The sequence below is a fragment of the Pseudomonas sp. Q12-87 genome (genome assembly GCF_001269755.1).
GTDB lineage: Bacteria > Pseudomonadota > Gammaproteobacteria > Pseudomonadales > Pseudomonadaceae > Aquipseudomonas > Aquipseudomonas fluorescens_S.
Window position 1 is genome coordinate 375,782 of sequence record NZ_LHVI01000028.1, and the last position, 21,895, is coordinate 397,676.

Sequence of the window (21,895 nt, forward strand, 5' to 3'; positions counted from 1 at the left end):
TGCTCGCGAAAGCGGTATGTCAATCAACATTGATTTGAAGTTGATGGACTCTTCGCGAGCAAGCCCGCTCCCACAGGGACTGCATCTAAACAGCTGGCAAAGGGTTAAGGCAGCAACACCGCACGCCGCGCATCACCGAGGATGTCCACGCCGTTGAGCACGAACTTCTGGGTGCGCACATCGATGTCGATCACGGGGATACCGTTTTCGAGACGGTTGTAAGTGCGGCAAGAGAGTTCCAGCGTGGTGAGCGGTTTCTCACCCATCTTCAGCGCTGTTTCGGTCAGGGATTTCAACTTCCCGCCGACGGTGTGGTAGGTGAACCAGGTATTGCCATCCTGATCCTGACCGGCCTCGCGCACGTTCAGCAGGATGTCGTCACCCAGCCGCACACCCAGGGCCAGCATGACTTCCGGCCCTGCGCCTTGTAGTACCAACGTGGCGCCGAGCACAGCGCCGTTCTTGGCCATTTCCTCGCCGATAAAGCGCCCGCCCGTCATCGACTCCATGGCGAACTCGATCTTCGGCGGGGTGAAGCTGTCCACGGTCGCCGACAACGGCAGGCCTTGCAGGGTGGCCGCGATGGCCTGTCTTACGCGGTTGGTAAACATTAGAGAACGTCCTCCAGGAACTGCTCGATGATTTCATCGCGTGCATTGAGTTGATAAATCATGTGTTCGTTCGGCGCGTAGCGGCCGTAGTCGATGACCACGTACCAGGTGCCGTTCTTGTACTTCTCGACGCTGTTCAATTCCGGGTGCAGGTACACGCTGCCGCCAGGGATGGTTTCGTCGGCGACCAGGGTTTGCAGCCAGTCGTTGATGCGCTTGACCTCCTGGTCCATAAACGACTTGGTCAGGTTCTTGGCCATGGCTTTCTGGCCGGCCTTCACCAACTTGCGACTGATCGCATCTTCAAGGCCGACGTAGCTGATGAACTTGCCGGTGATGGAGCGGTTGCCCAGCAGCGAGAAGCCGCCGAGGATGGTCCGGGCGTAGTAGCTGACGCCGTAGCGGTTGAGCAGGTCGCCTTCGGTGGAGGTGTCGAGGATGTTGTATTCCACGGTGCGCGAGACGTCTTCGGCGTAGGTCACCTGGTTGCCCGGGCTCTCCCATTGCTTGACCTTGGCGAGCGCGGCGATGGCCAGGCTCGACGGCGCCAGGAAGACGTTTTTCTTCGCCGCCTTGGAGTACACGGCCGGCATGTTGTGCACCACCAGGCAACGGTCGAAACCGAGGTCCGCGCCGCCCAGTTCCTGGCTGTAGGTCACCTGGTCGGCAACCGCGGCATCCTTGCCGTCGAGCACCACGCGCGCCTTGATACGCTTGCCGAACGAGGCGAATTCGCTGGCCACGGCCTTGGTGCCGGTGAAGCCCGGCGCGCCGATGATGGTCAGGTCTTCAGCGACCCCACTCAACGCCGCCAGACCGAGCTTGCGACCGGTCTGCGCTTCGATGCCGCCAATGACGTTGTTCTGCGTGTCGGCCGGTGTGGCGCCCTCTTCGACGATGACGACATAGACCGGCACCTTGACCACTTTGAGGATCTGGAACACCGCCTGGAACAAGGTCCCCGCCTCGGCACCGGTCGGGTCCAACTGGGCCTGGGTGGTGAAGCTGTTGATGCGGAACGGGGTGTTTTTCGGAATCAACGGATTGGCATTCGGCGCGGTGCCGACCAGGCCGATAACGTTGTCACCCAGGCCACCCATGGCCTCGGGAGATTCGGTGGCATTGACGGTAATGCCGTTGTGCTCGAAGTTCAAAACCTCAGCCATGGTTATTCAGCCTTTTTGGTTGCGGCCTTTTTGGCCGGGGTGGATGCAGAGGCCGATTCGCCGGCCTCGGTTTTTTTCAGCTCCAGACGACCGGCGCTGCGCAAGGCATTGGCCTCGACGTCGAGCAGGTCGAGCTCCTGGCCCTTGGTCGACCAGTGACCACCTCCGGTGGGAAATGGGAGGAGCACGGTGTAGGTTTGGCGTGGTGCCATTTTTGGGTTCTCCAGATACGAAAAAGCCCCTTTCAAAAAGGGGCCGTTGGGTGTTGGACGGATAAGAAAACGCCCCGTCGGTGCGGGGCGTTTATTTGGGTTGCTCAGGTAGCCAGGAGGGGGCTATCGGACGGTGATCCAGCTGAGGAAACGCTTGCGCTTCAGGCCAATTGCGAAGCGCACGCCGGTATTGCTGAAGATCGAGATACTGTGCAGGAGATAACGTGGTTTCAACACTCTCCTCCAGTTCGTCGCGATGGCGAGCCACTACGCCGTCCGTTTCGGACAAGCACTGATCCCGCCAAGCCCGCTCGACAACTGCCAGCTCGTCATCGCTGGACGGCTGCGGATCAACAAGCACAGGAAGACCATCATCATCCCAGGCAATAACCTTACCCTCCGATTGTCCCGCCAGCAGCTCAGCGTGGCGTTCAGCAGAAATTTCGACCACGTCGTCTGGCATCGAAACATTGATAGCTGCGTCGTAGAAACCACGGGCTATTTTTGAAGCGAACATACTTTTCTCCTTAGTAACCGATGGCTAGGAACTGAACGTTTTCAGACTTTCCGGCGCCTGTACTCCCGTTGAAGCAGTTAATTCCGATCGAGTTGTTAGCAACCACACCGACCGTGGGGACAGAGTTAGTTCCAGATGCAGAAACCAGAACCTTCAATACCGCGGTCGGAAACGTGATCGGAAGGGCGATGGTAGCGGCCCCCCCCGTAGAAGTTATCCCTACCCCCCATTGTAAAACCAAACCATCCGGTAATTTTTGATAGCCCGCGGAACCGAATAAGGCAGCAAAGGAAGCAGCGTACTTAAGGGCTATGGACCCGCCACGCAAGCGCCAAGTCGTCGACACTTTTACGAATTCTGCGTTATCCCCCATACCTAGGATGACAGTGATCCCTGTCGCAACCGGAGACGCCAATACGTCTCCCCCAGACGCAAGAACAGTTACAGCACCACTTCCAGTAGCCACCACCTCGATAGTCGCACCCTCTGCGACTCCGGCGGTCGACGGCAATGTGATACTGATCGGTGTAGGGGATATCGCCGATATAATGCCGCCGATGCTCGAAGCGCCGAGTGCGGAACTGGCAGTAAGCGGTACGAACACCGAATACTCGACGCCCATCCGCTTGGCAAAGGCAGCGTTGACCAATCTGAGAGAGCTGTCGAACTGGGCCGCAGTCGAGCCAAATACTCTTGAATATTGCAACTGTGCCGTCCCACCCGCCCACCAAGCGCTCGCACCATTACCGGTCAACTCCAGGGTCGCACCTACCTGCAAGTCGATGCTTTTAATCTGACCTGCCCCCGAGTTGATGTTGTCAGCATCAACACAAACAATAGTGACAATGCCGCTACCGATATTTCGAAAATGGATCGCACCACCTGCCGACAGGGAATTGACTGGAGGTAAGGTGATCGAGAAGGATCCGATGGTAGTAACCAGCGTGCCAACAGCTGATGTCGTCAACGTGGTGGTCGCAGTCAAACTGGTAAAGCCACGATAGTTGCCACTAGCGCGCATGACGTACTCGGTCGTCGCGATCGACTTCGTGTTGTCAAATAGAGGTGGCGTGTTCGCCGTAGGATTGACGAGTACCGGCGAGTTAAGGGGCGCGAGTCCTTGAGTGATGTTCTGAAAAGTCAGCGCCGTGATACCCAGTACAATGCCACCGTCGGTAGTCAGCTGCCAGATCGTATTGGCAAGAGTCGTCCCCTCCTCCACCGAAACCATCAATCCCGAGGTGACTTCGACACTCGCGTCGGCATCTTTTGCCCGTACCCATGCGCCGTTCGCGGCTACATAAATGCCGTTGTCTTTCGCCAGGGTCTGCGACTTAACCAGAACCCGATCCCCGGCTACTACGGCAACACCGTCGATTGCTTGTGCACCACTTAGGGCAATGCTGGCCGTTGTCGCCACCCGCACAGATTGCTTCCTGTCCAGCTTGGCAAGTTCATCAGCGACATAGCTCGCCACCCACGCCTGCGTCGCCTTGACGACCGTGTCGTCGATCAGCAACGTCACCGACTCAGCATTACTGGTCTCGAAAATCGACCGAATGTAAAACTCTTTCCCCGACCCCGAAGTCGCCAACACCGGTTTGAACGACTCCGGATATTTGACAATCGCGTACAGGATTCCGCTATCGGTCCAGATCCCTGCCTCTCGCACATACCAGCCGCCCACTTCAGGCGGGATGGTCACTTCAGCCAGCAACCAGCTCGGGTTTTTCTCATCTTGGAACAGCGCATTGAGCGGCCCTCGCCACACTTCGCGTTTAAGCGCCGTGGCGGTGGCAGCCGGGTTGTAGATCGCGCCGCCGCCGTCTCCGACGGAAATCTGCGACAGCTTGATGGGTGTGCCCGCCGCCTTGCAGGCAGTTTCGTAGGCGATCCCCGCATCGGTGAGCAGGGTGTAGTAATCGGCCATTTAGGACCCCTGTGGATAAATAGTGGAGGTTTCGACGGTGTAGAGCGCGGCGGCCATGAAGGCCTGGCCCGAGGCTTCCAGCCCTTCGATGACGATCGGATAAACCGTGGTCAGCTCGCCGCACAGCGTGGCGGCGGCGATGACGTGACGGCCGAAGGCACTCAAACCGACCGAAACCGTCAAGGTGTCGCGCTCGCTTTTCGCATCGGCCAGGCGGCGGTCGAGACGCGCGTCGATGGCTTCGCTGTAGGGCTGTTGGGTGAATGCTCGGACCGAAAAACTGTAGGGCGCGCCAGGTGGCGTTTGCTCATACCAAGCGCGCACTTCAGGCATCAGCTGCAAACCCTTAGCGGCATTTTCCAGCGCCTTTCGCGTCCCGGCTTGCCGGGCGGTGGGCCAGGCGAGTTCAACGGTCAGGCGTTTTTCAGTCTCGGGCGCCGCGGTGCTCCACTCACCAACGCCGCGGTCTGCTGCGAGATACGGAAGGAATGCGAGGGGCGTCGCCGCCGGATTCATCAGCTCAGGAAATGGCGGATCGATGCGCTCAAGCAATCGGCCGAAACCGAGGTCAAGGGCCCTTTCCAACGGAGAACTGTTGACGGGCAACAGACTAGGGCGAGGTGTTTCGTCACTCATAACGTATCCACCTCGACCTCGACGCCCGTGCAGTACGGAGCCTGGAAAGCCGTCGTCACAATCGGCACCAACGGTTCGAGAATTTCCAGCTGAACCGCGCCAGCGCTGTGCAACGTGTAGTCGATCCAGCTCGGGTCTACCCGTCCTTCCAGGCGATGGCACGCCTCGGCATAAGCCTGCAATTGCTGCTCGGCGGCAACCTGGGTCAACCCCGAATCCGGGCCGGCGTTGATCTTCGCCACGACGCGGATTTTGTAGGGTTTGATTTGCGCGGCCTGCACGATGACCAGGTCGGTTTCCGGTCGAACGTCGGGCCGGGCGAAATGCTGGCGAACACTGTCGAGCAGCGCTTCGGACGGTGTGCCGTTGCCCTCGCGAGAAAGCACCGTGACCGTGACTTCACCCGGTGCGGTCCGGCGTCCGTTGCCGTCCTTGACCTGCGCTGCCTGCCCATCCGGGTCGAAGGCATACGTGACCGTCACTACACCCGCCGCGGCGTTTTCCACCTTCACCGCCGGCCGTTCGCCAAGGGTAAAGATCTCCCGCCGATACTGCATGCGCGAGCCCGCCGCCGGGGCATGGGGCGCCAGGTAGTAGCGCAACCGCGCATCGTCATCGCTCTCGTAGACCGGAGGGATGGGCGGGAAAGCCGCCGGGTCGCCCGAGTCGAGCAACTGGCGTTCGAGCCCCATGTCCGCGAGGCGAGCGTCAAGGTTGGTCCCAGTGGCCCACCACGCCAACATCTGCTGGATCCGGGCGTTGTATTTGCGTTCGTGGGTTTGCAGTCGGACACAGAACGCCTCCAACGCGAGAGTCAGCAGTTCGCTTTCGTTTTCGAGGCTGTCCACCAGCTTCGCGGCGCTTGCCGGAGAGCGCGCGCCGACGTACTCGACCACGAAGGTCTTGAACTCAGCGAGAAGGTCCTCGAACGCTTCGACGGTGACGATAGCCGGTTCGGCCAGTTGGTTCTGGCCGGGTATCAACATACTCATGTCACCACCTCGAAAGTCTGTTTGCGGTTTTTCCAGGTGCCGGCGAAGCGCAACAGCAAGCCGGCGCCCTGTCGGCTGGCGACAACGACTTGAGGCTCAAAATCACTGATGCCGTTTTGCGGGTTGTAGAACGCTTGGGTCGCATAGCTCTGGGCGAGGATCAGCAAGTCGTCGCCGAGGTTCTGCCCGAGCAATTGGGTGAGTGCGCAGCCATATAAAGGACGTTTCTGACGAGTGCCCAAAGGCGTGGTCAACGCCCGGGTGGCGCGCTGCACGAACTGCAGCCAGTCGTCGACCGTCGCGCCGGTATTTCTATCGATTCCGATCATGGGAAATCTCTTATGCGGTACTGATGACGCGCCCCTGGTGATCCACCACCGGACCGCTCAGGTGCACGCCGGAAGCGTCGAGCCGCAGGCCGACGGCGCCCAGTTGCAGTTCGATGGTCTGTGCTGTCATCGCCAGTCGCGCCGGGCCGATGTTCAATTCGAGGGACTCACGGGAACCGGTGAACGCCGCCGGACCGTTCTTCCAATGCAGGACATGGCTGGCATGGTCGTAGCCGTTTTCCGAACCGTCCTGATAGAGGCGACGCGTCAGCGAAGCCTGTGTCGAGACCGGAGGAAACTGCCCGCCATTGAGACCGAACAGCGCTACCGACTGCCCTCCTCCATCACCGCCGCCATGGTTGAGCAACACGCACTGTTCGCCCACGGTGGGAATGCGCGACTCGCTTTGAGCACCGGCACTCGGGTTGAAAAAGCGGATCGCCGGAGTCAGCAGCCCTCCATGGCTGACCTTGCAGGTGTTGCTGGCCGCATCGACCTCCTGGCAAACGCCGATGCGACAAAAGCTGTCGGCGCGACGGTGCAGGTCTTCCAGCTCGGTTTCCATCTGCGCCAGACGCTCGATGACCGGCCCCAGGTGCATGCGTAGAAGCGCATCGAACATGGGCTAATCCTCGAGTGTGGTGTATTGATCCGGGTCGTCGATGTTCGACACTTCCCAGGTACGGGCAAATTTTGGGATGCCCAGCGGGTCATCCAGCAGCGTTGGGCCGAGGTACAGGGTTTGGGTGAATGAAAGGGTCCAGGCGGCGAACGCCTGGGTCCCGCGGCTGAACGTCGACGCGACGCCACCGATGTCAGCGGGCAGGTCACATTGATCGCCCGGCAGATCCCAGCGGTTGTCCACCACCAGGCGTTTCAACTCGCAGCCCAGGTCGCATGCAGCCGACGCTGTTCCAGACGTCACGGCTTGCAAGGAAACCGTCAGGACATGGGCAATGCGTCCCTCGCTGGATCGTATGCCCGCTGCATCCTGCTCGATGGCAATCAACACCCAGGGCGGATCGCCGGAGCCGTTGAAATCCTGGGGGCTTTCGACATTCAAGCCAGGAATGGCGGCACGCAACGTTTCGGCAATGGCCGTTAACAGCTGCGAAGGTTTTTCTAGGACGACAGGCATCAAGGCCTCCTGTTTTATGGCGGCACGAAGATCAGTAGCGAAGGATCAGCGGGGGTCGGAACGCGAGTCGCGCGACGGAGGTTCATCAATGCCCATGCGCTTGGCGGCCCAACGTTCATAAAGCCCGATGGCCACGTCCGCCCCGGCCATCGCCGTCAGGCAACCAAAGGCACCCGCGGCCCAGATCGACAGGCCCATGGCGTACAACAGCATGATCGCCGAGACGCCGCAGACCATGCAGGCGCCGGAGCGCAGGGCCAGGCGGCGCAACAGCGACCAGCCGCGGGCGCCTTCCTTGTCGGCACGCCACATCTCGCCAGTCACCCCGCCCACCAGGGCGAGCACGATGACCAGCCAGATCGGCATGTCCAGCAACGCTTGTTGCTCGGTTGTCATGTCACGCCTCCTGGGGGATTGAGGAATGTTCGGAAGGCCGTGCAAAAAAGCCTGGGATTGAACCGGGCTTTTTAATGAGCCCGTTTAGAGCACCTCCGGCCAAACAATGCTCAGCGGAAAACCGGGTTGTTTGTTGACCTGAGTGAAGGCGATGCAGTACTCCTTGAAGGCAAGCAAGTAAGCCTGCTCGGCAGCCGTAGCCACGCCCAGGTCAACTTTGAATTGCAATCCCGAAGACGCCACGCCGGTCATGACATTGTCGAGCCGCCTGGCTTTTTCAATGCGCATCTGCTCGCCAAGTGCAGTCTGCGGCCAAGGGAACCCGGAGTTAAATGACCAGACCCCACCAGTGTTGACTGCTACATAGTCGTAATCGATCTCAGCGCTAGACTTGCCAGTGACGTCAATCCAAAGTTGGTCGACTGGAAATTCTTCAGAGATCGGATTGACCGTTTCATAGATATTGTCGACTTTGCCGTCCACAACACGTGCATATTTTTTCATATTCATATCCTTATCTATTGCCGGCATCCCGGCACTCTTTGATCTGCCTGGTTCAGGTAGGCATTCCAAAAAGCCCGGCAACGAACCGGGCTTTTCAGTAATGCGGTCCTTCGCCTTCCTTGGCCAAAGGCCAGAAGGAAGCTGATCTTTCGGCGCAACTGGCGCGGTACGGATCCATTCAAATTGTTTTTCCGACCGCGGTCCCTGCCCGCCGGATAACTGCTTCTGGTGCTTTACGCTGCACACCCGGGTCAGTTGCCAACCCTCTGAACCGTTAAGGCCGGTTCATCGCTGCCTGTTGATGGAACTAAAGAGCTTTGTTGCCAGCCGCTTTGTCGAGCGGCTTGGACAGAGAATATGCATGGATGCATATACAGTCAATGCGTAAATGCATTTATTTATGCGCACCTCATGCATGGATGCATCGTCGTTCAATGAATACGGGAGGTCCGGCCATTTTCAGGACGAAAAAAAACCCGCTCGGCGGCGGGTTTTGTCTGACAGCGAGTGGGTTATCGGGCGTACATGCCCCACCAGAAGACGTGACCTAAGATGACGATTTGCTCATCCTGCATTTCCTGGAACGTGTAGTCCTCGTCCGGATGTTCGTCGCGGTTGAAGCTGCGCAGGCGGATGCCGGTAGGCAGGCGATAAAGCTGTTTCACCCGCAGTTGGCCGTTGTGATTGATGGCGTAGAGGTCACCGTCGACGATGTCGCCGATGCCGCATTTGCCCGCATTCACCCCGACCGTGGCGCCGTCGCGCAGCACCGGCAACATGCTGTTGCCGCGTACCGTCACGCATTTGGCCTGGTCGAATTGCACACCGTTATGCCGCAGGCTGCGCTTGCCGAAGCGCAGGCTGGAGCGCTCGCTTTCCTCGATGACGAATCTTCCTGATCCAGCAGCCAATTCAACCTCACGCAGAAAAGGGACCGATACCTCGTCTTCCTCGACGGGTGTCTCGTCATCCCACAGGCTTATGTCCTTGAGTTCGGAATGCGACTCGCCGCGGCGGCTGTTGCCCGCGGGCACAACGTCCGCGCGCCCGCGCAACTGGTCGGTGCTCACGGCGAAGTACTCGGCGATCTTCGAGATGTGTTTATCCGAAGGGTCGACGATCTTGCCGCTGAGAATCCGCGAGAGGGTGGACTGAGGCACGCCGGTGCGCCGGTGAAGCTCCGTGGGGGAGATCCCGTGCTGATCGAGCAATGCTCTTAATACGGTAGAAACGTTGCGTTTTTGCATAACGCGCATAGTGCTTGTTCTTTTCGCAGAAGACAAATGCTGTTTTGCATAATCATGCATATCGATGAAGAAACCATTCACCCAAGGTCGGCCCGATCCAACGTGGCGAGGGAGCTTGCTCCCGCTGGGCTGCGCAGCAGCCCCAAAACCTCCAATCACTGAGCATTCGGCGAATTGAGCTCAGTCCTGTTGGGCGCGCTACGCGCGCCAGCGGGAGCAAGCTCCCTCGCCACGGGTCCAATCCAATCCTTGAATTGGGAATTCCCCCTACAATTTCTTGGGAAAATTCTCGATTCGCATCCTTCAAATGTGCGACACCAGGCTACATCGCCTTGCGCCTCTGCCTACGACTACGCCAGAATCCGCCGGCTTGTCCACCTTGGATCCCATCGGTACTTTGGTTCTCGTCACTGCCCATCAGTGATCGGGTTTAGTCGCTCGGTATTCCAAGGTGTTCATTGCTCCATTCAGTCAGGTACCTCTATTCCTGCACTTGATGGTAGCTGTGCGCAGGGCGCCCTCGGGCGCGCCGGTTCCTTGGATCCCCGGTCGACTAACCTGCGTACAGCTGCCACCCCTCGTTTAGTCGCGAGTGAGTGGTAGCTCAACTTCAAGGATCCATAGAATGCCGAAGAACACTCCAAATCCCCCAGACGATCACGTCTCCCGCAGCCAATCGGCCAACGCCAAGAAACTCGATGACGCGGCCACCCGCGCCTTGGACTATTACCTCAAGCCGAAAGACGACAAAGAAACATCCGACACCCTCGACACCCTTTTCATCATCGCCCCTAACATCGACGCCGAATGCCTGCTCGCCAACCTCAGCGAAACCCTGGCCTCGGCCAATGCCATGGTCAGCGACCTGGCATTCGACCTGGAGGGCTCGCGACGACATATCGCGCTGGGGGTCCAGCAGATGATTGAGCTGGGGCAGTTGTTGGCGAATCGGGCGCTGGATGTGGTTGAGGTGAGGTAGGCATTCATGATGCAAGCCGAGACCTAAGAGAAGCTCCTACAGTTGGATCGGGGTACAGCCGGAGAAACAGGCCGGCTGTCAGGCCGCCTTCGCGAGCAAGCCCGCTCCCACAGGGAAACGCGGCCCCCCCCCAAGAACCAGGTCGGCTATCAGGCCGCCTCGCGGTGGACGTTGATCTCGGCGCCCCGTTAACCACGCTGGCTGAACGAAGGTATTGCGCAGTGGGCAACCCGGCATGGACGCCGGGTTAGCCGCGCTGGGCCATGGTTGGCCCTTCGCGGCGGCCCACGGAGCAATGCCTTCGTTCAGGCATGCCGAGCCCTAGCGAGGCACCGAGTGGTGGGGCAAAAGCGTTTTGCTTACTTTTGCGCTTCTCAAAAGTGAGCCGCTGTAAGAGCGGAACCGTCAGCAGCCGTTACCGCAGCAACGGATACACACACAACCCCAAACTCTGGGTAGCACCAGACAGCCCATGTTAACCTTGCGCCCATCGCGGAAAAGCCGGGCCAATGCCCCTCCTTTTGCCCCACACCTTTCAACGAGCTTTCCTGACACCCATGAATACAGCCGTGAACGACCTGTCCTCCCACACGCCCATGATGCAGCAATACTGGCGCCTGAAGAACCAGCACCCCGACCAGCTGATGTTCTACCGCATGGGCGATTTCTACGAGATCTTCTACGAGGATGCGAAGAAAGCCGCCAAGTTGTTGGACATCACCCTGACGGCGCGTGGGCAATCGGCAGGCATGGCCATTCCAATGTGTGGGATTCCTTACCACGCGGCGGAAGGGTACCTGGCGAAGCTGGTCAAGCTTGGCGAGTCGGTGGTGATTTGCGAGCAGGTCGGCGACCCAGCCACCAGCAAAGGGCCGGTGGAACGCCAAGTCGTGCGCATCATCACCCCGGGTACGGTCAGTGACGAAGCCTTGCTGGATGAACGCCGCGACAACCTGATCGCCGCGGTCTTGGGCGATGAGCGCCTGTTCGGCCTGGCGGTGCTGGACATCACCAGCGGCAACTTCTCGGTACTGGAAATCAAGGGCTGGGAGAACCTGCTGGCTGAGCTGGAGCGGGTCAACCCGGTGGAACTGTTGATTCCGGATGACTGGCCCAAAGACCTGCCGGCGGAAAAACGCCGTGGCGTGCGGCGTCGGGCGCCGTGGGATTTTGAGCGTGACTCGGCGTTGAAAAGTCTCTGCCAGCAGTTTTCCACTCAGGACCTCAAGGGTTTTGGTTGCGAGAACCTGACCCTGGCCATCGGCGCTGCCGGTTGCTTGCTGGCCTACGCCAAGGAAACCCAGCGCACCGCCCTGCCCCATTTGCGCAGCCTGCGTCACGAACGCCTGGATGACACCGTGGTGCTGGACGGCGCGAGCCGGCGCAACCTGGAGCTGGACACCAACCTGGCCGGCGGGCGCGACAATACCCTGCAATCGGTGGTCGATCGCTGTCAGACCGCCATGGGCAGCCGCCTGCTGACCCGCTGGTTGAACCGTCCACTGCGGGACCTGACGGTCTTAACAGCGCGCCAGTCCTCCATTACTTGTCTGCTGGACCGTTATCGCTTCGAGCAGCTGCAACCGCAGCTCAAGGAAATCGGCGACATCGAGCGGATCCTGGCGCGTATCGGCTTGCGCAATGCCCGTCCTCGAGATTTGGCGCGCCTGCGCGATGCCCTTGGCGCCTTGCCCGAGCTGCAAGTGGCGATGACCGACCTCGAGGCGCCGCACCTGCAGCAACTGGCGCGCACCACCAGCACCTACCCGGAGCTGGCCGCGCTGCTGGCAAAAGCCATCATCGACAACCCGCCAGCGGTGATCCGCGACGGTGGCGTGTTGAAAACCGGCTACGACGCCGAACTCGACGAATTGCAGTCCCTGAGCGAAAACGCCGGTCAGTTCCTGATCGACCTCGAAGCCCGGGAGAAAGCCCGTACCGGCCTGGCCAACCTCAAGGTTGGCTACAACCGCATCCATGGCTACTTCATCGAACTGCCGAGCAAGCAGGCCGAACAGGCCCCGGCCGACTACATTCGCCGCCAGACCCTCAAGGGCGCCGAGCGTTTCATTACCCCGGAACTCAAGGCCTTCGAAGACAAGGCCTTGTCGGCCAAGAGCCGCGCCCTGGCTCGGGAAAAAATGCTCTACGAAGCGCTGCTCGAAGACCTGATCAGCCAACTGCCGCCGTTGCAAGACACCGCTGGTGCCTTGGCAGAACTGGACGTGCTGAGCAACCTGGCCGAGCGCGCACTGAACCTGGATCTCAACTGCCCGCGCTTCGTCAGCGAGCCGTGCATGCGCATCAGCCAAGGTCGCCACCCGGTGGTCGAGCAGGTACTGACCACGCCGTTCGTGGCCAACGACCTGAGCCTGGACGATAACACCCGCATGCTGGTGATCACCGGTCCGAACATGGGCGGTAAATCCACCTACATGCGCCAGACCGCTTTGATCGTGCTGCTGGCCCACATCGGCAGCTTCGTGCCAGCGGCAAGCTGCGAATTGTCCCTGGTGGATCGGATCTTCACCCGGATCGGCTCCAGCGATGACCTGGCCGGCGGGCGCTCGACCTTCATGGTGGAAATGAGCGAAACCGCGAACATCCTGCACAACGCCACCGAACGCAGCCTGGTGCTGATGGACGAAGTCGGCCGCGGCACCAGCACCTTCGACGGCCTGTCCCTGGCCTGGGCGGCGGCCGAGCGGCTGGCGCACCTGCGAGCCTACACGCTGTTCGCCACGCATTATTTCGAACTCACCGTGCTGCCGGAAAGCCAGCCGCTGGTGGCCAACGTTCACCTCAACGCCACCGAGCACAACGAGCGCATCGTGTTCCTGCACCATGTGCTGCCCGGCCCGGCCAGCCAGAGCTACGGCTTGGCGGTGGCACAGCTGGCAGGGGTTCCAAGCGAAGTGATCAGCCGCGCCCGCGAGCACCTGAGCCGACTGGAAACCACCAGCCTGCCCCACGAAGCGCCGCGTCCGACCAAGGGCAAACCGGCCGTACCGCAGCAAAGCGACCTGTTCGCCAGCCTGCCGCACCCGGTGCTCGACGAACTGGCCAAGCTTGATCTGGATGACCTGTCCCCACGTCAGGCACTGGATTTACTCTATACATTGAAGACACGGATCTAACGCACAGGCTTTCAAGCTGTTAGAATCTCGCGCGGTTTGGGATGCTGCGGGCTATTAGCCTGGTTCGCAGACTATCGCTCCCAAACCTGGCGAGCCCACCGTGAAGGGGTTCCGCTGCCGCCGCCTGAGGAGAGAATTAGAAATGACCTTCGTCGTCACCGACAACTGCATCAAGTGCAAGTACACCGACTGCGTAGAAGTCTGTCCGGTGGACTGCTTTTACGAAGGGCCGAACTTCCTGGTCATTCACCCGGACGAGTGCATCGACTGCGCCCTGTGTGAACCGGAATGCCCGGCAAATGCCATTTTCTCGGAAGACGAAGTGCCGGCCGGCATGGAAAACTTCATCGAGCTGAACGCTGAACTGGCGGACATCTGGCCGAACATCACTGAGAAGAAAGATGCCCTGCCGGACGCCGAAGAGTGGGATGGCAAGCCAGGCAAGATCGCAGACCTCGAACGCTGATTATTCCTGCGCTCGTCTAAAAGGCCCCTTGCGGGCCTTTTTGCTTTTTCGGATCGAATAAATCGCAGGCAAAAAAAGGGGCGGTTTGACCCGCCCACATTTTTTCCCTAATCCCTTTAATCCTTTTCATCGTCCTGATGAATCGCGTCCTGCGATGTCCTTCCTTTCCCATCGTCCGTGACGGGTGTGTCTGTCCGTCGACACAGGATTGATATTAGTGCTTTCCCAGCCGAGCGCAATTCGCCGGATATCGTCGACTGTCTCTGTCATGGTACAGACATAAATAAAAATGCCTTACAAATCATATAATTAACGGAATACGACAACCTTTATAGTCGTCTATCCCGTGCGCGAGAATCCGAACACTTACGCAACACTAGGCAAAGGCTTACACGGCGGATCCATAAATAGAGAGCGCGCGGAAAATACTCACTGCAGAAACGCAAAAGCCCCGAACCAATCGGGGCTTTTGCTGTTGCACTTGCGTTCGTTACTGGAACAGCGACTCACTCGAGAGACCATTCTTTTCCAGGATCTCCCGCAGACGCTTGAGGCCTTCTACCTGGATCTGCCTGACGCGCTCACGAGTCAAACCAATCTCCAGGCCCACATCTTCAAGGGTGCTGCTTTCATGACCGCGCAGGCCGAAGCGACGAATCACCACTTCCCGTTGCTTGTCGGTCAGCTCCGACAGCCACTGGTCGATGCTCTGGGACAAATCATCGTCCTGGAGCAACTCGCACGGGTCGGTGGGTCGATCGTCGGTCAGGGTGTCCAGCAAGGTCTTGTCCGAGTCCGGCCCCAGTGAAACGTCCACCGAGGAAACCCGCTCGTTGAGCCCAAGCATGCGCTTGACCTCGCCTACTGGTTTTTCCAACAGGTTGGCGATTTCTTCCGGCGAAGGTTCATGGTCGAGTTTCTGGGTCAACTCGCGGGCGGCCCGCAGGTAGACGTTCAGCTCCTTGACCACGTGAATCGGCAAGCGAATCGTCCGGGTCTGGTTCATGATCGCCCGTTCGATGGTCTGGCGGATCCACCAGGTGGCGTAGGTCGAGAAACGGAAGCCCCGTTCGGGGTCGAATTTCTCGACGGCGCGAATCAGGCCCAGGTTGCCCTCTTCGATCAGGTCCAGCAACGAAAGCCCGCGATTGACGTAGCGTCGGGCGATTTTCACCACCAGGCGCAGGTTGCTTTCAATCATGCGTTTTCGACCGGCTGGGTCGCCACTTTGCGACAGCCGCGCAAAATGAACTTCTTCCTCGGGGGAGAGCAGTGGCGAGAAACCGATTTCGTTGAGGTACAGCTGAGTGGCGTCCAGCGCCCGGGTGTAATCGATGTACTTATGTTGTTTAAGCGAAGCGGAGTGTTTGGATTTGGCACGAACGGAAGGTGGAGTCGCCCCTTCATCATTCGACATCGAATCCATAGCGATGCCGGCCTCCATCAGGAGAACCTCATCGTCGATGTCAAACTCCGGCACTTCTTTACTGAGAGCCATTGTTATAGTCCTTTGGTGAGTTCGACCTCAAGCTCAAGCGACGCCTTTATCCTTGGCAACGCTGGAGCCTGTTCCCTCTACGTGACGGAACAGGCTGACAATCAAATCAACGACGTGGCAGGAATTGCAGTGGATCTACAGGCTTACCTTGTCGGCGAATCTCAAAATGCAGTTTCACCCGGTCTGTTCCCGTCGATCCCATCTCGGCAATTGTCTGTCCGACCTTGACCTGCTGCCCCTCCCGAACCAACAGCCTGCGGTTGTGACCGTAGGCACTGACGTAGGTATCGCTGTGCTTGATGATGACGAGTTCGCCGTAGCCCCTCAAACCACTCCCGGCGTACACAACCGTGCCATCAGACGCAGCTAAAACAGGCTGTCCCAAATCCCCGGCGATATCAATTCCTTTATTCAAACTACCGTTTGAAGAGAATTTTCCAATGAGAACGCCATTAGAAGGCCATCCCCAGCCGGTCGGGGCGGGGCCCGCTGGAGGCATCGGAGCGGGTGCCGGTTTGCCCGCGACGGACGGTACAGTCGCCGCTTCAGCCCCCGCCGGCCGGCGAATGACCGTGGTCTTGCTCGATGACGAAGCGGTCGAACCGGACTGCGTGACCACAGCGGTTGGCGTTGAACCAGTACGGCCATCGAAGCGAATTGTCTGACCTGGATGAATCGTATAAGGCGCGGGAATGTTGTTGCGCGCCGCGAGGGCTTTGTAGTCCCAACCGTAGCGAAAAGCGATGGAAAACAGCGTATCGCCGCGACGGACTACGTACTGACCGGTGGTGACTGTAGGACGCTGGGGCGCCGCATTCGTGTTGCGATCGACCACCCGGACATTGCTCGACGGTGTACTGGAACAACCGACCAGCAAAGTACTCAAGACAAGGCCAGTCACCAGGCGCTGAAAGCTTGTGATACCCATACGCTGCGCAATGACTGTGAGACTCACCCGCCGCTCCCTTTGTGGTGGCTGGAAATTGGGACACTGCCTGTCCAGGCAGTCGTCATATTTGTATAGCGGGCCGCAACCGCGCTTCTATTAATAGAGCAGACAGCGCTTGCGCACACGTTTGCTCGACGCCGTTGAATGCTGTTCAACGAATCGCTGCCGCTGTAAGACACAGCCTTCGCCAAGCAATTCCGCGTCTGTTTATAAATGCTCAGGCCAACGGCCCATTGAGTAACGGCACGAACCGCACCGCCCCCAGAACGTGGCGTGAGAAGCCGTGCTCTTCGCGCACGATCAGCATCAATTGCTGAACTTCTCCGGCGCCCACGGGAATGACCAGTCGCCCGCCCGGAGCAAGTTGATCCAGCAACGCCTGGGGCACATCGGTGGCCACGGCGGTCACGATGATGCCGTTGTAAGGCGCGAGGGCCGGCCAACCTTCCCAGCCGTCCCCCCAACGAAACACCACGTTGCGCAGGTTCAACTCGACCAGGCGCTCCTTGGCGCGATCTTGCAGGACCTTGATCCGCTCTACCGAAAACACCCGTTCCACCAGCTGCGACAACACGGCAGTCTGGTAACCCGAGCCGGTACCGATCTCCAGTACTTTGTCCAGCGGCCCCGCCTCCAACAGCAACTCGCTCATGCGGGCCACCATGTAAGGCTGGGAGATGGTCTGGTTGTGGCCGATGGGCAACGCCGTGTCTTCATAGGCACGATGGGCCAGGGCCTCATCGACGAACAAATGCCGCGGCGTGCGCCGGATGACTTCCAGCACCTGGGCGTTGGACAGGCCTTCTTCGTACAGACGCTGGATCAGTCGTTCACGGGTACGCTGGGAGGTCATGCCAATGCCGCGGCGCAGCATATCGTCTTGCTCACGCATCAACGCAACCCCTCCAGCCAGCCATCGAGATGTCGAAAGGCATCGTTGAAGGTACGGTCGAGCTGCAACGGCGTGACTGAGACATAACCTTGCATCACCGCATGAAAGTCCGTGCCCGGCCCACCGTCCTCGGCATCACCGGCAGCGGCAATCCAGTAACCGGCCTTGCCCCGCGGATCGACCACGTGCATGGGCTTGGCGGCGCGGGCGCGGTGGCCCAGGCGTGTCAGTTGGATACCACGGATATGATCGAGCGGCAGGTTCGGGATATTCACGTTCAGCACCGTGCGCGGTGGCAGGTCCAACTCGCCATGGGCTTGCACCAATTTACGGGCGTAGTAGGCGGCGGCGGCCAAATTATCGACCTGGCGTGAAACAAACGAAAAGGCAAATGACGTCTTCCCCAGGAAACGACCCTCCAGTGCGGCAGCGACCGTGCCGGAATAAAGCACGTCATCCCCCAGGTTCGCACCCAGGTTGATGCCCGACACCACCATGTCCGGCTCACGTTCCAGCAAGCCATTGAGGCCCAGGTGCACGCAATCGGTCGGGGTGCCGTTGAGGCTGATGAAACCGTTGTCCAGATAGCACGGGTGCAAAGGACGGTCGAGCGTCAGCGAGCTGCTGGCGCCGCTTTTGTCCTGGTCCGGCGCGATAACCACGCACTCGGCAAAATCCGCCAGCGCAGCATAAAGCGCGGCAAGACCGGGTGCTGTCACCCCGTCGTCGTTAGAAATCAGAATACGCATGGGCTGTCCGTCTGCCCCACCGGCACCAGATCGACGAGTTCGCGCACCAAGGCGGTGGCGAAACATCCGGCCGGCAGGACGAATTCCAGTTGCAGAATGTCAGGCTGGGGATAATGCCACGACAGCCCGCCAATGGGCAGTCGCAGGATGCGACGTTCGTGACTCATTCCGGCGTTTATCAACCAGTCCCGCAGATCAGCCTCGCCCTCGGCGATGGCCTGTTCCAATTCAAAGGTCGCGCCGGCGGCAGGCGAAGGTCCCTCGCCCCACTGCGGCCCGGTCGGGTGCAAATCGAGGATGCCCAGGCGTGGATCGCTGCATTCAGCCTCGCCGGCCGGAAAAAAACTGCGGCTGTCGGTGAAGGCCAGCAAGTCGCCCACTTGGGCTTGCTGCCAGGTACCGTCGGCCACCCGCGCCGCCAACACTTTGTTGAACAGGAAACTGCGGGCCGTGGACAACAACCGCGAGCGCACGTTGCGCTGCTCGGGCAAGGCCTTGCGCGCCGCCCAGGCCCGGGCATCGACGACATTGCCACCGTCGTGGCCGAATCGCTGGGCGCCGAAATAGTTGGGAATGCCCTGGCGAATTATCTGTTGCAGGCGTGCATCGATGGCCGCCGCGTCGCCCTTGAGCTGGGTCAGGCGCAACGTGAAGCCGTTGGCCGAATGCGCGCCGCGTTGCAGCTTGCGTTTATGCCGACCGGTCTTGAGGATCTTCAGCGTGTCGTTTTCCGCCGCCGACAGGTCGGGATCGGCCTTGCCCGGCAACTGCACGCTGAACCACTGGCGGGTCAGGGCTTGGCGGTCCTTCAGGCCGGCATAGCTGACGGTGCGCAACGGCACACCGGCCGCCTTGGCGATTCGCCGGGCGGCTTCCTCGGTGTTCAAGCCGCGTTTTTCGACCCAGATCCATAAATGCTCGCCATCACCGGTCAACGGAATGTCGAGCACTTCATCGACCTGGAAATCTTCAGCGGTGGCCTTGAGTACCGCGCTGCCCAATGGTTCGCCATAGGCACGAGGGCCCAACAATTCCAGTTCGGTCATGGGCGCAGCAACAAGGCAACGGAGTGCACCGCAATGCCTTCTTCGCGACCGACGAAACCGAGTTTTTCGGTAGTGGTGGCTTTCACGTTCACTTGGTCCAGCTCAACTTGGAGATCCTCGGCGATCAATTGGCGCATCGCTTCGATGTGCGGCGCCATCTTGGGCGCCTGGGCGACGATGGTGTTATCGACATTGCCCACCTTCCAGCCCTTGGCGTGGATCAGCGAGACCACATGGCGCAGCAACACCCGGCTGTCGGCGCCCTTGAATTGCGGGTCGGTGTCGGGGAAGTGCTTGCCGATGTCACCCAGCGCCGCCGCGCCGAGCAATGCATCGCTCAAGGCATGCAGCAGGACGTCACCATCAGAATGTGCGAGCAGCCCGAAGCCGTGCGCGATACGCACACCGCCCAGGGTAATGAAGTCGCCTTCAGCGAAACGGTGAACATCGTAGCCGTGGCCAATACGCATAAAAAAACGCCCCGATTTTTGTCAGGGCGTGATTCTACCTGCATTAGGCGTTCAGAGCGCGCGCATGATGCTGCAAGTGGTCGTCGATGAAGCTCGATATGAAGAAGTAGCTGTGGTCATAGCCGGGTTGAAGGCGCAATTGAAGCGGATGACCGGCGGCCTTGGCTGCCTGTTGCAGCGTTTCGGGCTTGAGTTGATTGCTGAGGAAATCGTCGCGATCGCCCTGGTCCACCAGCAGTGGCAGCTTTTCAGCAGCCTCGGCTATCAGTGCGCAAGCATCCCACTCGCGCCATTTCGCACGGTCTTCGCCCAGGTAACGAGAGAACGCTTTCTGCCCCCAGGGGCAGTCCATCGGGTTATTGATCGGCGAAAAGGCCGACACCGAACGGTAACGCCCCGGGTTGCGCAACGCACAGACCAGCGCGCCATGACCGCCCATGGAATGCCCGCTGATGCTGCGTTTATCCGAAGCAGGGAAATGCGCCTCGACGAGCGCCGGCAATTCCTGCACCACGTAGTCATGCATCCGATAGTGCCGCGCCCACGGGTCCTGCGTGGCGTTCAGATAAAAACCGGCGCCTAGGCCGAAGTCCCAGGCACCGTCCGGATCGCCGGGTACGTCAGCGCCGCGGGGGCTGGTGTCCGGCGCGACGATGATCAAGCCCAATTCGGCGGCCATGCGCTGGGCACCGGCCTTTTGCATGAAGTTCTCGTCGGTGCAGGTCAGTCCCGACAGCCAATACAGGACCGGCAACTTGCCACCCTGCTCGGCTTGCGGCGGCAGGTATACGGCAAACACCATGTCACAACCGAGCACGTCGGAACGGTGCCGGTAACGCTTGTGCCAGCCGCCGAAGCTTTTCTGGCAGGAAATGTTTTCCAGACTCATGACCGACCTCAGAAATGAATGACGGTACGGATGCTTTTGCCTTCATGCATCAGGTCAAACGCCTTGTTGATATCTTCCAGGCCCATGGTGTGGGTGATGAAAGTATCCAGCGGAATTTCGCCCTTCTCGGCCATTTCCACATAGCTAGGCAACTCACTGCGACCGCGCACGCCGCCGAATGCCGAACCGCGCCAGACGCGCCCCGTCACCAACTGGAATGGACGGGTGGAGATTTCCTGGCCGGCCCCCGCCACGCCGATGATCACCGACTCGCCCCAGCCCTTGTGGCAGCACTCCAGCGCCGCACGCATCAACTGGACGTTGCCGATGCACTCGAAGGAAAAGTCTACGCCGCCGTCAGTCATGTCCACGATGACTTCCTGGATTGGACGATCGAAGTCTTTAGGATTGACGCAATCGGTGGCCCCCAATTGCTTGGCGATTTCGAATTTGGCCGGGTTGATGTCGATGGCGATGATCCGCGCGGCCTTGGCCTTCACGGCGCCAATCACGGCCGACAGGCCGATGCCGCCCAGGCCGAAGATGGCTACGGTGTCGCCCGGCTTGACCTTGGCGGTGTTGATCACGGCGCCGATACCGGTGGTGACGCCACAACCCAGCAGGCAAACTTTTTCCAGCGGGGCTTCCTTGGGGATTTTCGCGACGGAGATCTCGGGCAACACGGTGTATTCAGAGAACGTCGAGGTGCCCATGTAGTGGAAAATCGTCTCGCCTTTGTAGGAAAAGCGCGAAGTACCATCCGGCATCAGGCCCTTGCCTTGAGTCGCGCGAATCGCCTGACACAGGTTGGTCTTGCCCGACTTACAGAATTTGCACTGACCGCATTCCGGCGTGTACAGCGGGATCACATGGTCGCCCACTGCAACCGACGTCACGCCTTCGCCGATGGCTTCGACAATCGCGCCACCTTCATGACCGAGGATCGACGGGAAGATCCCTTCCGGATCAGCGCCCGACAAGGTGTAGGCATCGGTATGACAGACACCGGAAGCCACCACGCGCAACAGCACTTCGCCCGCCTTGGGCATGGCGACGTCGACTTCGACGATTTCCAGGGGTTTCTTGGCCTCGAAGGCAACGGCGGCGCGTGACTTGATCATCCGGACTCTCCAGCAAATAAA

24 protein-coding genes are annotated in these 21,895 nt (G+C 59.7%); 3 read left to right on the top strand and 21 right to left on the bottom strand.

Annotated features, from left to right (window positions below; all coding sequences use genetic code 11):
• Positions 1 to 104 precede the first annotated feature (104 nt).
• The 13 genes from AD663_RS21265 to AD663_RS21325 form a co-directional block, all read right to left on the bottom strand.
• Positions 105 to 611, bottom strand: coding sequence for a phage major tail tube protein (locus AD663_RS21265; RefSeq protein ID WP_003184827.1), 507 nt, complete (start codon positions 609 to 611; stop codon positions 105 to 107).
• Entirely contained in the window at positions 611 to 1,777 is a 1,167-nt protein-coding gene (locus AD663_RS21270; RefSeq protein ID WP_003184829.1) for a hypothetical protein, read from the bottom strand. Before AD663_RS21270 ends, AD663_RS21265 begins: the two co-directional genes overlap by 1 nt.
• 2 nt (positions 1,778 to 1,779) lie before the next feature.
• The gene (locus AD663_RS21275; protein WP_003184831.1) at positions 1,780 to 1,989 is read right to left on the bottom strand and encodes a hypothetical protein; all 210 of its coding nucleotides are present in this window, start codon (positions 1,987 to 1,989) and stop codon (positions 1,780 to 1,782) included.
• Positions 1,990 to 2,080: 91 nt separating this feature from the next.
• Positions 2,081 to 2,506, bottom strand: a complete 426-nt coding sequence (locus AD663_RS21280; RefSeq protein WP_033046239.1) for a tail fiber assembly protein — start codon at positions 2,504 to 2,506, stop codon at positions 2,081 to 2,083.
• Between the two features lie 10 nt (positions 2,507 to 2,516).
• Positions 2,517 to 4,436 (bottom strand): phage tail protein, encoded by a 1,920-nt coding sequence (locus AD663_RS28625; protein ID WP_003184833.1) that lies wholly within the window; start codon positions 4,434 to 4,436, stop codon positions 2,517 to 2,519.
• Positions 4,437 to 5,072 (bottom strand): phage tail protein I, encoded by a 636-nt coding sequence (locus AD663_RS21290; RefSeq protein WP_003184835.1) that lies wholly within the window; start codon positions 5,070 to 5,072, stop codon positions 4,437 to 4,439. It lies immediately after the preceding gene.
• Positions 5,069 to 6,064: a baseplate J/gp47 family protein gene (locus AD663_RS21295; protein ID WP_003184837.1), complete on the bottom strand. Its 996-nt coding sequence runs from the start codon at positions 6,062 to 6,064 to the stop codon at positions 5,069 to 5,071. The genes AD663_RS21290 and AD663_RS21295 overlap by 4 nt, the downstream gene beginning before the upstream one ends.
• Complete coding sequence (locus tag AD663_RS21300) at positions 6,061 to 6,393, bottom strand: phage baseplate protein (protein ID WP_053214489.1); 333 nt, start codon at positions 6,391 to 6,393, stop codon at positions 6,061 to 6,063. The genes AD663_RS21295 and AD663_RS21300 overlap by 4 nt, the downstream gene beginning before the upstream one ends.
• A gap of 10 nt (positions 6,394 to 6,403) precedes the next feature.
• Positions 6,404 to 7,015 (bottom strand): phage baseplate assembly protein V, encoded by a 612-nt coding sequence (locus AD663_RS21305; RefSeq protein WP_003184841.1) that lies wholly within the window; start codon positions 7,013 to 7,015, stop codon positions 6,404 to 6,406.
• A 3-nt stretch (positions 7,016 to 7,018) separates the two neighbouring features.
• Positions 7,019 to 7,531 (bottom strand): hypothetical protein, encoded by a 513-nt coding sequence (locus AD663_RS21310; protein ID WP_053214490.1) that lies wholly within the window; start codon positions 7,529 to 7,531, stop codon positions 7,019 to 7,021.
• Between the two features lie 45 nt (positions 7,532 to 7,576).
• Positions 7,577 to 7,927 (bottom strand): phage holin family protein, encoded by a 351-nt coding sequence (locus AD663_RS21315; RefSeq protein WP_003184845.1) that lies wholly within the window; start codon positions 7,925 to 7,927, stop codon positions 7,577 to 7,579.
• 84 nt (positions 7,928 to 8,011) lie between these two features.
• Positions 8,012 to 8,431: a tail fiber assembly protein gene (locus AD663_RS21320; RefSeq protein WP_003184846.1), complete on the bottom strand. Its 420-nt coding sequence runs from the start codon at positions 8,429 to 8,431 to the stop codon at positions 8,012 to 8,014.
• A gap of 512 nt (positions 8,432 to 8,943) precedes the next feature.
• Positions 8,944 to 9,678, bottom strand: coding sequence for an XRE family transcriptional regulator (locus AD663_RS21325; protein WP_003184848.1), 735 nt, complete (start codon positions 9,676 to 9,678; stop codon positions 8,944 to 8,946).
• 625 nt (positions 9,679 to 10,303) lie between these two features.
• On the opposite strand from AD663_RS21325, the gene AD663_RS21330 reads away from it, so the two are divergent.
• The 3 genes from AD663_RS21330 to fdxA all read left to right on the top strand — a co-directional run bounded on the left by AD663_RS21330 (position 10,304) and on the right by fdxA (position 14,260).
• Complete coding sequence (locus AD663_RS21330; protein WP_003184850.1) at positions 10,304 to 10,657, top strand: DUF6124 family protein; 354 nt, start codon at positions 10,304 to 10,306, stop codon at positions 10,655 to 10,657.
• A 569-nt stretch (positions 10,658 to 11,226) separates the two neighbouring features.
• Positions 11,227 to 13,794: a DNA mismatch repair protein MutS gene (mutS, locus tag AD663_RS21335; protein WP_172680623.1), complete on the top strand. Its 2,568-nt coding sequence runs from the start codon at positions 11,227 to 11,229 to the stop codon at positions 13,792 to 13,794.
• Positions 13,795 to 13,936: 142 nt separating this feature from the next.
• Positions 13,937 to 14,260, top strand: coding sequence for a ferredoxin FdxA (gene fdxA / locus AD663_RS21340; RefSeq protein ID WP_003184854.1), 324 nt, complete (start codon positions 13,937 to 13,939; stop codon positions 14,258 to 14,260).
• Between the two features lie 490 nt (positions 14,261 to 14,750).
• On the opposite strand, the gene rpoS is transcribed toward fdxA, so the two are convergent.
• The 8 genes from rpoS to AD663_RS21380 all read right to left on the bottom strand — a co-directional run bounded on the left by rpoS (position 14,751) and on the right by AD663_RS21380 (position 21,874).
• Complete coding sequence (gene rpoS / locus AD663_RS21345; RefSeq protein ID WP_003184855.1) at positions 14,751 to 15,758, bottom strand: RNA polymerase sigma factor RpoS; 1,008 nt, start codon at positions 15,756 to 15,758, stop codon at positions 14,751 to 14,753.
• Positions 15,759 to 15,864: 106 nt separating this feature from the next.
• The gene (locus AD663_RS21350) at positions 15,865 to 16,713 is read right to left on the bottom strand and encodes a peptidoglycan DD-metalloendopeptidase family protein (protein ID WP_003184857.1); all 849 of its coding nucleotides are present in this window, start codon (positions 16,711 to 16,713) and stop codon (positions 15,865 to 15,867) included.
• 211 nt (positions 16,714 to 16,924) lie between these two features.
• The gene (locus tag AD663_RS21355; protein WP_161796107.1) at positions 16,925 to 17,560 is read right to left on the bottom strand and encodes a protein-L-isoaspartate(D-aspartate) O-methyltransferase; all 636 of its coding nucleotides are present in this window, start codon (positions 17,558 to 17,560) and stop codon (positions 16,925 to 16,927) included.
• 38 nt (positions 17,561 to 17,598) lie between these two features.
• A complete protein-coding gene (surE, locus tag AD663_RS21360; RefSeq protein WP_003184859.1) occupies positions 17,599 to 18,348 on the bottom strand; it encodes a 5'/3'-nucleotidase SurE in 750 nt (249 codons plus the stop codon).
• Entirely contained in the window at positions 18,336 to 19,394 is a 1,059-nt protein-coding gene (gene truD, locus AD663_RS21365; protein ID WP_003184861.1) for a tRNA pseudouridine(13) synthase TruD, read from the bottom strand. Before truD ends, surE begins: the two co-directional genes overlap by 13 nt.
• Positions 19,391 to 19,864, bottom strand: coding sequence for a 2-C-methyl-D-erythritol 2,4-cyclodiphosphate synthase (ispF, locus tag AD663_RS21370; protein ID WP_003184863.1), 474 nt, complete (start codon positions 19,862 to 19,864; stop codon positions 19,391 to 19,393). Before ispF ends, truD begins: the two co-directional genes overlap by 4 nt.
• 43 nt (positions 19,865 to 19,907) lie before the next feature.
• Positions 19,908 to 20,753 carry an S-formylglutathione hydrolase gene (gene fghA / locus AD663_RS21375; protein ID WP_003184865.1) on the bottom strand — a complete coding sequence of 282 codons (846 nt, stop codon included), beginning with the start codon at positions 20,751 to 20,753 and terminating at the stop codon, positions 19,908 to 19,910.
• 8 nt (positions 20,754 to 20,761) lie between these two features.
• Complete coding sequence (locus AD663_RS21380) at positions 20,762 to 21,874, bottom strand: S-(hydroxymethyl)glutathione dehydrogenase/class III alcohol dehydrogenase (RefSeq protein WP_003184867.1); 1,113 nt, start codon at positions 21,872 to 21,874, stop codon at positions 20,762 to 20,764.
• Between the last annotated feature and the right edge of the window lie 21 nt (positions 21,875 to 21,895).